The following is a 13,229-nucleotide window of genomic DNA, read 5'->3' as shown; positions in this document are numbered from 1 at the left end:
CGTACTATTTCTCCTGCACCCCTTTTCGGGAAGCAGCAGTTTCCGCCTTGGTTTGCGGACAGGCTGCCGACCCCTGCGCGCTTGCGGAGGAGATCGAGGTTCCCCACCGCTTCCAGAAGACCGCGGGGATGGCGCGGCTGATGGTTTTCAAGCGGCCGAAGAAATGTTCATACGGATGACAAATGCATTTCCACAAGTAGGACGGGCTCAAGTAAAACGTGCGATATGCTTTCTTTGCCATGGAACGGATCTGCTCATTGGAAAACTGTGGCATGTCGGGCTCCCCGTTCGAATTAAGCCATCCGCTCTCGAGCATGTCCTGGTAGTATTCCGTTCCCGGAAACGGAATCATCAACTGGAACTGAGCCGTGTGGGGGTTGAGTTTGCGAGCCCAAAGAATCGTTTTCATTGCCGATTCGGGCGTCTCCCCAGGGAACCCGATCGCGAAATCTCCATGGATTCTCAGTCCGACCCGTTTCGCGTCTTCGGTGAAACGGGTCATCCGGTCCACGGACAGCCCTTTCTTGATCCGCTTTAGAACATCGGGATCGGCAGACTCGTAGCCGACGTGTAGATTTCGACATCCGGCTCGTTTCATCAAGCGGAGTGTTTCGTAGCTCACATCGGCCCGCGCATAACACGACCAGGGTAATGTAATCCCGGCGCTGAGCTTCGCCTCGCTAAAAGCGCGGGCGCGCTCCCCCACAAACGTATCGTCCTGTATCATCACCGAGCGAATCTGCGGCATCTCTTTGGAGATAACTTGGAATTCCTCCACCACGCTCGGAATACTTCGCACGTTATAAGCGGGGCCTTTTATATACGTATAGACCCAGAGGCAATAAGTGCATCGGCCCCACTTGCAGCCTCTGCCGGTCATGATATCGATAAAAGGATAGTATTCGGAGGGCGCCTTATACGAGCGGATATTGACATGATCGCGGAAGAAGCGCGATACGAATGGGATCGCATCGAGGTCGGCCCCCGAGAGATTCGGGCGGACCGGGTTGGAAACGATCGCGTCGCCATTCTTCCAAACCAAATTCTGAATCTCGCCCGGCTGACGGCCTTCGGCAAGTTCGCCGACCGGGTGATCGAATTCTCCTCGAATTAGCTTGTCGATCACCTTCGTCCTCCCAAGCGTCTTTTCCGGCGCTATCGATGCGTAGGGGCCGACTATGACAGCCTCGCATCCGAGCGCTTGAACGATGGGATCGGCAAACTCGATGTCGTTTGTCTCGCTCATGCGGCCACTGTACAGGACGAGGAGGTCGGGCTTGTATTCCTGAATGATCCGCCGGGTTTCGTCGTGACTCAGGTAGTTGGCGGGAGCATCGACGAGCTTAACATCGTGCCCCTGTCCTTCCAAGTAAGCGCCGCAATAGCCGAGCAGGATCGGATACCATTGCGTCGCGGACAGAGACACGAAGTCACAGCGCGCATTGCGCATATACTCGGGGAGGTAGGGCGGCGAGAGCAACAGGATTTTCATGCTTTACCTCTAATATGAGAATTCAATTCGTTTCCTTTGTCTTTGAGCTTGCATACCATATCGAGCGTAAAATAATGTAACGTTCATTCGCATTATGTTTGATAGGGGCATAGCCGGGAATCGACGAGCCATTTCGCTCAAACTCGGCGTAGTTTTTCGGCCCGTCACGCGCGTCATCAATGAGGATAAAATCCGGATGGTACCGATTCACGATAAAATCGATGTTTTCGGTCAACCACGTTCCGCCAACGCTCTTTCGGCCAGTCATACAGGAAATAAGCTGCGGGTAACTGGACGCGATCAGATCGTCAGCGTCGCTCATTTCCTCGATATCTTCGAGAATTTTGACGTAACTCGTATTCTCAGGAGCCGACCTGATTCGAAGCAGATTCCACGCGTTGGCGCCGGTAAGCGTCAGCACGAGGCAACCTCCGACGGCCAAAAGCCAGCGGTTTGAGCGAGACTCGAAGGAAAGCGGCTGCCAGGATTTGAAAAAGGGCCGGAGCGCAAAAGCCAAGGCGGTCGGCGTAACGGCGAGCATATGCCTGATTTCGATGCCGTAATTGAATGCCGGAATAACGAAGAGAAAAATCGCTATTGCCGCAGCAAAGAATGCCCCTCCCGGGGTGAGGCTCATGAGCACCAGGAATACCGCAAGAATGCCAAATGAGGGAAATCCCCTCAGCCACTCGAACTGCGACTGGGCAGAGCCGAGCGCATGTACAAAACCGAATGCGCTCGAGCCTGAATTGTACAACAGCATGCGAAAAAACGCCCACGGGTGCGCCTGTATTTCATCCCCGATTTCAGGATTAACAAGGGTTTTTGGGCCTACGCCCGATAACGTGAGCCTGCAGAACAAGCGGCTCAACTCCCACCATTTTATATCGCCCAGTAGGGGCTCTCCTTCGACTTCGACATATGAGCCGTGCGGAACAGGAAGAAAAATTCCTGAACTCGCATGGTATCTCGAATACAAGATTGAAAGATTGCTCAGACTATCGGGCAAAGCAGGAAGCAGATTGGGCAGAATCCGCCAAACCAGGACCGCCAGAAACAAGCACGCAGCGGCTACGCCTGCCCGAACGTGGAAGCTTCGCAGTTTATGCACGAACAGAAATCGCATTGCGGCCATGCCTATAACAATCAGAGCGAGAAGCGCCGATTCGGGCCGGCTCCAGAACATGAACGCCAGTGAAGTCAAAACGAGAAGAATTCTCAAGTTCCGCCTGATATCCTGCACAAGAACGGAAGCAGCCAGAGTCAAAAAGGCCAACCCGCCGGGAACAGTTATCGCGCCGAGTCCGAACAGCAGGAAATGGGCCGGCAGAAGAGCGACGATTGCGCCCAGCAAAAAGATATGCGGGCCATCTCTGAAGCTCTTGTCCGTCATGTTACATGCCACCGAAACGATCAGATAGATCAGAATCGCCGCAGCTATCGTATTATAGACGTATAACGAGTAGAAGTTTGGACCAAAGATCAAAAAGAAATAGCTTGTGATCAGAATCAGAATGGGATGCTTTTCCACATAAGAAAGCGTCCCGCCGACGTAGTCGGCGCTGAAATAATCGGCGGCCCATCCCTTACCGCTAACCAGATTTGCAGCCGTATGATAGTATACCGGCGTATCTCCCAACTGCACGTTCAGATGGCTGGGGTACGGCGAGAGCGGCATCGACACAAGCCAAAATGCGGTCACGATTGCAAGGAACATGAGCGAGCGGCGCTCCCAGACACCAAAGCGCGCAATCAATTCTCTAAATGCGTTAACCTTGGTCTGCCACGCAATTGCGGCAATGGAGGCGAGCAAGAGATAAGCGAGAATGCGGGAAGCAAATGGACTCGGCAATGACAGGGAAATCATCTGTAGTCCGGCAATGAAAACGGAAGACACGAGAAAAGCGCCTGCAAACAGGAAAGCGGCAGGCCAGTGCGGCAGCTTCCTCTCGGAAAACAAAGCCAGCAATTCAAGAGCGGGAACGATGAGGATGAAGATACCGAATAGCCCCTGGAGAATGACCAGCACGTAATCCATGATCTATTCTCCGTTCTTCCTGCAGGTGAGCGACACGAGGGGCGCCCAGCCGTGGCGGGAGAGCCTTTCGCCGAAAACACGATCGGTTATGCTGGCAAGCCCGAACCAGTGGAAACTCGATTCAACTGAGAAACCTGCATTCGCAAATAAGCTCGCCAGGCTTGAAGCGTTGATACCCTTCTCCTGCCATTCAGCCAGGTGGTACAGCTCGTCCGTGATTTGCTCGCTGGCTTCCCGGTATTTCGAGCCGGAATCGCGGAGGCGCCGGTAGACGGCCAACGGCAATCTAAACCGCCTGCAGAAGAGGCTGTCTATATCATGATCGGAGTAAAACAAGCCGCCGGGCTTCAGGACTCGAGCCGCTTCCATTACCAAGTCATCGAAAGAATACAGGTGATGAAGCACCGCAAAACACGTCACCACATCAAAGCTGCCATCGGAAAATGGGAGATGATCGACATCGGCGGCGACACCGGCGTCAAAAGCTTGGGAATTGGCAACGAGGATTCCCGACGACATGTCCGTTCCCACCCGAAGCGAAAAAAGACTTTCCGCGCATCGAGTGACAAAGCCGCTTCCGGAGCCGATATCCAGGAGGCGCCCCCCCGGCGCGCTCCGGCGCAAGTTTTCCAGTTTGCCTCTCAGCCACATCTCCAAGCGGGGCGAGCGTCTTCCATCGATTTCCTCATACGCGCCCGCAATCGCATCGTACAACCGCCGATTGGCCATTTTCACCCTGCTACGGGTGTCCTGGTCTTTTGCCTGCCGACCGCTATGCCTGTTCATGATGCGCTTTCGCTAACTTGATTGGTTCAATCACAGAAGACCCTCGCGCCTGTAATACTCGAAGGCGCTTCCTACAGCTTCTTCGAAAGTTCTAGCCGGATGCCAGCCCAGCTCGCGCCGCGCTTTTTCGGAACTGAAATATTTATAGCCGAATGTCTCTCTCACTATTTGAGGAGTGACAAGATTGACCTGGTCGCCGCCGGCAGGAGCCAGCAGGTTCAGCGCCGTTACCGCCAGAACGGCGGGATAATAGGCGATCGAGGGCAGGGTCATCAGCGGCCTCTTCACCTGCAAAACCGCGCTGATTCTATTTACAAGCTGACGGTATTCCATATTCTCGGAGCACAAGATGTACCGTTCTCCGGGACGACCATTTCGCGCAATCAGTATCAGCCCTTCCACAACATCCTCAACCGAGACAAAGCTTGTTCCGCCTGGAGGAACAAACCGCATCTTTCCTTCGTATACCGACTTTATGACCGAGCCGGAATTCAGCTTCCGATCGCCGGCGCCGTAAACGGTGGCGATATTCGCGATTGAGACATCAAGCCCCTTCCGGACGTACTCCAGAACCTTTTCCTCCGCCATTTTCTTCGTATACGCATAAACATTATCTTTCGAGATGGGAGGTGCAGCAGCCTCATCGAGCACCTTTTCCGAAGTGGTCGAAAACCCAAGCACCGCACATGCGCTCAGATGAACCACCTTCTTGACGCCCGCCCGATGCGCAGCCTCCAGGATGCGCTCGGTCCCTTCCACGTTCACTTCGAACGCTTGTGGGTAATCTTTTTTATCGAATGAAACACAGGCGGCACAGTGAAAAATGAGGTCGCAGTCGTGAAGAACCGCTTGAAAGCTTTTCGGATTCAGGATATCCCCCCTGACATACGATAGCCCCTCACCCGACTGTTCCGTCGGATTCCGCGCCAAAGCGTAGACCCGGTTGCCGTCCGCCACAAGCCTTTTGCACAGGTTGCTTCCGATAAAACCTGAGGCGCCTGTAACGAATACATTCATTTTATTTCAAGGACCCTCTTCAGGAATCGCCTCTTCGCGCTCTCAGGCATCCAGCTTCTGAGCTATAATTTTGTATGACAGAAACGCCTGTTTCAGGATTCTCTTACGTTTACTATTTACCAGCATCTCTTGAACAATAATCGATGAGAGATTTATGCCCGTCTTCTTTATAATGTCGCCGATAAGAGACAGGTTCGTGAAGTAGAGGTCGACCTGATAATTCATCGCCTTCAGATGACGACTCACCTCGAACAAATCGAGATATCCATGGAACTGGTGATATTCCGCGAGGAGAAGGTCGCGGTGGCGACGGTTCTTGATGCGCGCAAGAGATATGTACGCCCGCGCAAGCAAGCTGTCTAGAGGCTCGTGATCCAGGTAGAGGATGCCGCCGGCATTCAGCAATCGATCCGCCTTATTTAGGAATGCCGCCCAATCAGCGAAATGGTGTAAGACGCTGTACGCCGTTATCAACTCGACTTTATCAGGAAGCGGGAAGTCAGACAGAAAGTCGCCGATGTAAAAGGTGACGCCCGGATAGCGTTGTCTTGCGACCTCGATGTTCCTTTCCGCGATGTCAATAGCGAAAATGTTTTGCGCCAGGGCATGACTCATGATATGAGCCAGCAGGTGACCTATTCCGGTGCCAATATCCAGGACGCGAACGGAGTGGTGCGCTGGTAAACGGGTGAAGCAGTCTTCGATGGTTGTGGCAACTCGAGAGGCCACGTAGGGGATATCTGCGAATTGCTGAAAATCAATTGATACCTCGGGCGAAATATTGTAAAGATTCCTGTTGGCTTCCGCAACCTGCTTATGGTCGTGGCGGTTCTTGTTTGAAGACATCCTTATGTCCAACCGGCAGGGCCGCCTCATGCTTGCTAATTTTTGCGAGAAACTGTTGAATGAAATCTTTATCCGTTGCACACAAGCATTTCTGCCAATAATCGGCAAAGTAAGGGTTCTGCAGGGCGATCGTTCTGATTTCATCGAGACTATTCTCAAAAACATTCCCGAACGAAATATGAATATAAGGACAGGGAAGCACATCTCCGTAAGGGGTTATGTAAAGGATTTCCTTGATCGCGCCGCAGCCCCACTTCAGATAATTGGCCTCGAAATCAGTGCGCACATACGGATACTTCTTTTGAAGATTTTCGAGATATTCCAGGTCGTCTTCCGTCAATACCACATCAGGGCTTCCCGCCCACTCGCCGACCGGAACCGCTAGCGAAAGGCAAAGGGTGAGCTTTCTTCTGCACACCCACTCGAAGAGCTCCTCGATTCCTTCCGATCTGATATTCTGATGGGAAAGGACGGTGCCAACGGTTACATTGCATCCGTTGGCAAGTGCCGCCTCGATCCCCCTCATCGTTTTCTCGAAGGTTCCCTTCTTGTTTCTGATACTGTCGTGATCTTCAGCCTGCATGCTGTCGAGGCTGATGGTGAAAATGTCGACGCCTAATCTTCTGAGCGACCGAGCCCGCTCGGGCGTAAGCAGCGTCCCATTAGTAGTAACGGAGATGACGTTTTTATAGGGCATTGCCGCCCGGATCAAATCCTCCAATTGCGGAAAGAGCAACGGCTCCCCGCCCTGAAAAGAAAAGTTGACCGCGCCCAGTTCGTTAGCCTCCTTCATGACCCGGCGATAATCGTCAAGCTCCATTTTTCGGCGGTCGCTGGAGGTGAAGGCGGTGGCAAAGCAGTGCTTGCACGTGAGGTTGCATTTATCGGTGATATTGAAATCCACATACCGAAGCGGGCTCTTCTTCAAGATCAGGATTTTGAAAAAAGTCAGGGCAAGCCGCGCCATCATTACCGGCTTATGAGGCCGGAAGGCGTACTTGAAGTTCATGAGGTATTTTTGGGTATTCATTCGTCTAATTTGTCAAATACATCTAATTCGTGTTCCAACATGTCGGTTGCGGCTTTGCCGCGCTCTATTTAGCTTGTGGAAATCCCGGCGCATGAAAGCCGCGAACATGTATGAGAATGACGAAAGCTTCGAGTTCGGCATCACACTGTTTCCGGCTTGTCGGAGGCGGTCATTCCGGCTGGCAAACGGGCATATGAGCTGCTCTGCCGGAAAAAAGGATAGCTTAACCCTGTCATCAGCAACAGCAGCAGTGTCATGAGAAAACTCTTAAGAACAGCGGAAAAAGAATAATGGCGTGGGTCACCGGGGAGTTTGACCGAAGCGAAAACCCGGTTGGTCAGAAGGAGGAGGAGCAGGAGGAAGAGAATGGCGAAGAAAACGAGATCGACCCGAAAGAGAGTCAACAGTGAGCCGGCGACTAATGCCCACACCAGGAGCATCCATGGCAAAAGCAGTTGCTGAGCGATACGGGTGCCGTGCATCAGCTTGCAAAAGGTATCCATTTCCGGCAGTCGATACAGGAAACGCAGGGATTCCCGCAAGAAGGCATTGCCTTTGCGGAATTTGTGCTGAAGGAATTCGGCATACGTTTGCGGGCTTCGTGTCTCCCGGGAAATCGCGTGCCGCGAATAAACGGTTCTGTAACCAAGAGTATTTGCCAGATAGGCGATGTAAATATCATCGGCGACGACATCTTCGGGGAAGGCCGACAACAAGCTCCGCCGGAACCCATAGCATTGTGCGATGACAATTGACGCAGTCCACACTTCGCTTTCGAGGAAGCGCCCTTTGTTTTGGGCATCCCAATAATAATGTTCAAGATCAAGCGTGTCGAGGGGGTGTGAATAGGCCCCGACCACACGGATGTCGGGCGAAGCTTCGAACTCGGCAACTATCCATTTCAGTGCATCCGAGCTCAGGCGGGCGTCTACGTCGGTATTGATGACGAGATCGCCGCGCAGTTGCGGCAGCGCGAAGTTGATTTGATTGATTTTGCCCTTGCGAGGGCACCGGATGACCCGGAAAGGCTCTTCCTGATTGAGAGCGTTTTCCAATATAGCAAGGGTTTCGTCGGTCGAGCCGCCGTCGGCGAATACCACCTCGAGGCAATCGGACGGATAGTCGAGAGCCCTTAAATCGTTAAGTTTGTCCAGAATTTGGCTCTGCTCGTTGAAACAGGGAACGATGACCGATATCATCGGCCAGGATTCAGGAAATGCCGGCTCCTTCCTGTTCTGAAAGAGTCCCTTGAAGGCGATAAACAGGAAGTAGCCGAACATCATCCAGCCGATAAAAAGGGTGAGCCCGAAGAAAAGCAGTTCAAGCAACCACATGCCTACACCGTCGTATTCAGCCGAATATCCATCCTAAATCGCAACTTCCGAGTTTCTATTGTATCATAGTACTGCCCAAGAAAGAAGCTAAAAGGGCGCTTCAGGCGTCGCTCAACAAAGAGGTTTCGGCCACCGTTTTGCCGTTTGCCCAGCTACATCGACGGCTTTAAGGCGTCCTTCCGCTTATACAAATAAAACCGCCCAATTTTATAGTCGAACGTGTAGTTGCTCGATACATACTCGCCGATCGGCGGGAATTGTCGGAAAAACTCCAAAGCTATGACCGGATCGGGATTTGTATCATAATAATGGTCGTAAATGTAGTACTTCGGTTTCTTTTCAATCAAGGCAGCCGCCATCTCATACTGCTGTCGAGAGGAGACGGCGTCGAAAATAAAATAGCGGTGCCTCGAGGGGAAAGGCATTCCGGTGAGGAAATTGAACATATTGATCGCGGGACCGCCAAAAAGATAATCCCCTTGTGCCGCATTCTCCCGCAGATAGCTAACCACCGTCTCAATATCTTCGAGAAATGCAGCATTAATATAGATGCCGCCACGCTCGATCTCCATCTTTCCGAAAACGACATTACCGCCTGCAGGAAACGCGCTTTTCGAATAAGCTTTATTCGATTGGTATTGATCCATGACTATTGCGAGAGGTTTTCCGACAACGAGGAGAAGCAGCGGCAAGGATGCTGCCGTCAGTATTGCCAGTTGTCTTGTCTTTCCAAGATAACCGGCATTCCTGAAAGAGCATGAAGATTTATGGTGCACGATATACAGCAGATATCCCGCAGCCGCAAGCCATGGGAATATCAGCATCTGGTAATGATACCTGTCCACGAGGATTATCAGGCTCAGGTAACTGAAAGCGCCATAAACCGCAATCGCGAGAATGCCCGCCGCTTCTTTTTCGTTGAGCAAGTCGCCCTGGAAATACATCCTCCTGTAAATAATGGGGAACAGGACAGCTTCCAAAGCGACCGGCAGATAATACATAGGCACGAAACCCGAATCCAGCGGAAAAAACATGAGGTAAGACATGACGAGGAGCGAGGCGACAGCTATGATGCTGGCACAGAGCATCCTTCGTGAACCACTGAAAATGAGAAGAAGTATGACTGCACCGCACAACGCGCACATCACTGCGGCAAGCAAAACAGAGTGAGCTGATAAAGAAGGCAGTCGAAGAGCCTGGAAATAGCCCTGCTGAAAACTTTGCTGCTCCGGATGTGTGATCGTGATTATCTGAAAGAAAGTCTTCCATCCAATTATCGTCGAAAAATGAATATACCATGGGAGAATCGGAACTAAAAAGCCTATGCCCAGCCCCGCTTCCCGTTTAAGGAGGAGCATGAATAACCGGCGGTAATCGGTAGTTGTATCATCTCTTTCGATCCGCCGAAGAAAAATCATGATAATCAGCAGGTTGAAAGCGAAGACGGGCAAGAAGAAGACAAGAAAATTTTTTATTGAGAGGCCTTCAGTTGTTGCCATTGTTCGCCTGAGAAAAACAAGCGGCATGAGAACGGCGCTAATGACAAAAAGTACTGCATACGAGAGGAACACAAGCAATTTGAAGTAACCGGACCGTGGTTTGGCTTCAACCTGCCAATTCTCAAAGAACAAAACGGCTATGGCGACCAAAAGCGCCACCGCAATAAGATAGAACAGTCCTATATGTTGTCTGAAAGTGAAAGCCATACCCAAGGCCGCCCCGCAAAGAAGGAGCAACAACGTGTTGTTTTTCATCGTTTCCTGGTACTCGAGAAACGCCAGCAGAGCAAGCAGTCCAAAACAGTTTGAAAACCACCCGCCGTATGGAATGTTCAGGATTAGATTTCCCCAGAGAACTGACACAAACGCGACAGCCATGGCGAAAGGTACAGGCATAATTTTCTTTGCAATCAGAAACAGGATAGCTGTGGAAAGCGTCAGTACCAGCGCAAGGAGAAGCTTCATTGAATAGAGATTCATTCCAAACAGTTTGAGTGCAATCGCTCCGGCATAAAAGAGGCCAGGGGTGTCATTCTGCCAGAGATCGCGATATGGAACATCTCCCATCAGCACCCTTTCGAAGACGTACATATGAGAGCCGAGATCGGCAAAAGCGCGGTAAAAATCGAGATCGATCATCGAGATTGTGAGATAAAATAGCAGACTCGATGCGATGATTACAAGGAGATGGATGTGGCGCTTTAAGAAGCTGGATGATCTCAACGTGAGAGAATTGGGCGAGATCTCTGCCTTCATGCCCGACCCCTTTGTTTCAATCGGCCCCAGAGCAGCTCGGCAACTAACAGTATCAAGCCAGCAATGCCAAGCCCGATCCCCCAGCGAAAGCTTGCCGGCATGAACTTTATTCTGATCTTGTGGGGCCCGGCTTCGACGAACACCCCCTTGAAAGCATGATTCACGCGCAGCACGTCCGACTTGGTTCCGTCGACCCATGCCTGCCAGCCGGGATAATGGCAATCCGAGACCCATACGATCCCGGCCTGAGGGGCCTCGACATCAATTTCGATATTCTCATGATCAAGTTTCACCGACCGTATGGGATCATTTCCTGGAAGAGCGACATCAATCAGCTTCTGTTCCGTTCCGCCACTGGGCCTTTCTTGCAGAAACACAGTCGAGCTCGCATTGAAATCCGCCCCCTCGACTTTGCTCAGAAGGTCGGCCGGGCCATTTATTAAATCCCACTGAGGCGCGAAACCGGCGATTTCGAGCGCGCGCAGGTTTTCATAAACTTTTGCTGCTCCCAAATCCTTTACCAGGCGATACCGCGGCTCTATTGGATCTTTTCGAAGGCGCCCTTCGATCCAATCGGCGGCCCCATCGGAAAAGACAATATACCTTGCGGAAAGCATGTCGAACATCTTTTCATTAAAAGGGCGTCCGGCAAGTTGAAACCTCCCGTAATACCAGTTCCTGCCGGTCAGATAATTGCAGAATTCCTGGTAATGCCGCAGGCTCAGCGGCTCCCAATTGGTGGTGACGGGCCGTTCAAAGAGCGATCCGAATTTCTCGGGAACTTCCGGCGAACCGTAAAACCCCATCCCCCAGCCGTTCTCTATGTGCGCGCGCCCTGCGGGAGATAAAACTGCGGCAACGGCCCGGTTATACAGCTTTTCTTTGGGCTTCACCTTCATTGGAAACGGCAGCAGGTTCCTGTACCAGAATCCGCTTTCTCCGAGAATAACAAGAATGAGCAAGAGCGTCAGATATTTCCGCTCAAATCTCCTTCCGTTTCTCGTGGCCATGATAAGCGCTGAGATGAGCGCAAGGTGAATGACAATCAACCCGAGAACAAGAAAGAACCAATCCTTCACCAAAAAGATACCGGCGCCGGCGAAGACCGCTGAGATTATTATAAGGAGCCCACACAGTCGAAGCACGTCGAGACGCTTTAATTTTCCCGCGACCTCGGAATCAATCGCCGCGCTCAAGCCGGCTCCAGCCAACAACGACAAGCTGAAATAGAAAAGAATCCGTAAACGAATGGGAGTGGTGAACCAGTTTCCGGAGGGGAAATAATCCCAATAAAATCGGTAAAAAGGTGCATTTGTGCCCAAGGAGAGAACGAAAGAAAGAAGTCCAATCAACAGGAAAAAGAGGGATATGCCCCGATCCTGCTTCCGAAGGAATGCAAGCGGAACCACAATAAGAAAGAGAGACCACGGCGGGATCGGATTGCGGCCGTCAACCAACGTAAAGGCTCCGGAATAATCGACCATTCCCTTCAGCCACGGAAGAAAAGCGTTGGCTTGGGGACCGTACACCTCGGACATCTGCGGTGTGAGCGTCCCGAGCGAGCGCGCGCTGAGACCGACGAGCTCATAAGTCGGTAGAAGTTGCGGCCCCGCAAGCATTGCCGCCGTTACTCCGGCCAAAAGCAACATCGCCAAAACCTTGAGCGTCGCCCTCGGATTCTTGTCTTTCCAGTTGTGCTGCAGCAGGCGAAAGAGAAGAAATGCCGCCATAACTTCGTAAACATACGCCGTCGCCTGTGCGAAGCCTGCCAGGAAGATCATTGAAACCGAGAGGGCCAGCCAGCCGACTCGGGCAAGCGTCGGTTTCTCCACAATCCTCTCGGAGAAATACATTCCGGCGGGCAGCCAGCATATCGTCATGAAGTTTCCGGGGAACAGGACAAATTCATACATCCTCGGGTTGAAGACAAAAGCGAGGGCCGCGACCAGCGCTCCGGCAAAATGAGCATCGGGAAAAATGCGTTTGACGAAAAGGTAGAGAAAGACCGCGGCCAGGCAGAGGTGAAACAACGTGGAATAGCTTATCGCCGCTTCCGCGGACATGAGCAGGAACAGCACGTTGGGAGGATAGAGCGCCCCTCCCTGCAAACCCGCCAGCGTCGGAAACCCGCACCCCTGAAACGAGTTCCACAAGGGGAATCTCCCACTCGCCAACCGCCGGAAGACATAATCGTACTCCGGCAGGTAGTAGTTGTACATGTTATGGGCCCACAGCCCGCAATCCTCCACCGAGCGAGTCGTCAACTGCAGCGGCCCATAGTTGAAAAGCCAAAAAAGAAAGAGCACGCAGATCAGCACCAGAGGCGGCAAATAATGTTCAGCTTTTCTCATTGAACCAATTGTTCCCGCTTTTGAACAAAGGGAATTCAGCCCGCCAACAGAGGACTGAAGCAAAGCAAAAGAGACGAGGA

At 52.1% G+C, this 13,229-nt stretch carries 9 protein-coding genes; all 9 read right to left on the bottom strand.

Features of this window, described 5'->3' with window-relative positions; genetic code table 11:
- Positions 1-4 precede the first annotated feature (4 nt).
- The 9 genes from C4520_06715 to C4520_06675 all read right to left on the bottom strand — a co-directional run bounded on the left by C4520_06715 (position 5) and on the right by C4520_06675 (position 13,149).
- A complete protein-coding gene (locus C4520_06715; protein RJP23240.1) occupies positions 5-1,492 on the bottom strand; it encodes a radical SAM protein in 1,488 nt (495 codons plus the stop codon).
- Positions 1,493-1,514: 22 nt separating this feature from the next.
- Positions 1,515-3,530 carry a hypothetical protein gene (locus C4520_06710; protein ID RJP23239.1) on the bottom strand — a complete coding sequence of 672 codons (2,016 nt, stop codon included), beginning with the start codon at positions 3,528-3,530 and terminating at the stop codon, positions 1,515-1,517.
- Between the two features lie 3 nt (positions 3,531-3,533).
- Complete coding sequence (locus C4520_06705) at positions 3,534-4,316, bottom strand: class I SAM-dependent methyltransferase (protein RJP23238.1); 783 nt, start codon at positions 4,314-4,316, stop codon at positions 3,534-3,536.
- A 30-nt stretch (positions 4,317-4,346) separates the two neighbouring features.
- Positions 4,347-5,333, bottom strand: coding sequence for an NAD-dependent epimerase/dehydratase family protein (locus C4520_06700; protein ID RJP23237.1), 987 nt, complete (start codon positions 5,331-5,333; stop codon positions 4,347-4,349).
- 42 nt (positions 5,334-5,375) lie between these two features.
- Positions 5,376-6,383, bottom strand: a complete 1,008-nt coding sequence (locus C4520_06695) for a class I SAM-dependent methyltransferase (GenBank protein ID RJP23252.1) — start codon at positions 6,381-6,383, stop codon at positions 5,376-5,378.
- Positions 6,148-7,209, bottom strand: coding sequence for a radical SAM protein (locus C4520_06690; protein RJP23236.1), 1,062 nt, complete (start codon positions 7,207-7,209; stop codon positions 6,148-6,150). Before C4520_06690 ends, C4520_06695 begins: the two co-directional genes overlap by 236 nt.
- A gap of 140 nt (positions 7,210-7,349) precedes the next feature.
- Positions 7,350-8,543 carry a glycosyltransferase gene (locus C4520_06685; protein RJP23235.1) on the bottom strand — a complete coding sequence of 398 codons (1,194 nt, stop codon included), beginning with the start codon at positions 8,541-8,543 and terminating at the stop codon, positions 7,350-7,352.
- Positions 8,544-8,695: 152 nt separating this feature from the next.
- The gene (locus C4520_06680; GenBank protein RJP23234.1) at positions 8,696-10,798 is read right to left on the bottom strand and encodes a hypothetical protein; all 2,103 of its coding nucleotides are present in this window, start codon (positions 10,796-10,798) and stop codon (positions 8,696-8,698) included.
- Positions 10,795-13,149, bottom strand: a complete 2,355-nt coding sequence (locus tag C4520_06675) for a hypothetical protein (GenBank protein RJP23233.1) — start codon at positions 13,147-13,149, stop codon at positions 10,795-10,797. Before C4520_06675 ends, C4520_06680 begins: the two co-directional genes overlap by 4 nt.
- Between the last annotated feature and the right edge of the window lie 80 nt (positions 13,150-13,229).

This window comes from Candidatus Abyssobacteria bacterium SURF_5 (genome assembly GCA_003598085.1).
Taxonomy (GTDB): Bacteria; Abyssobacteria; SURF-5; order SURF-5; family SURF-5; genus SURF-5.
The sequence above is the reverse complement of the archived record's forward strand: the minus strand, read 5'-3'. Positions and strand labels throughout refer to the sequence as shown.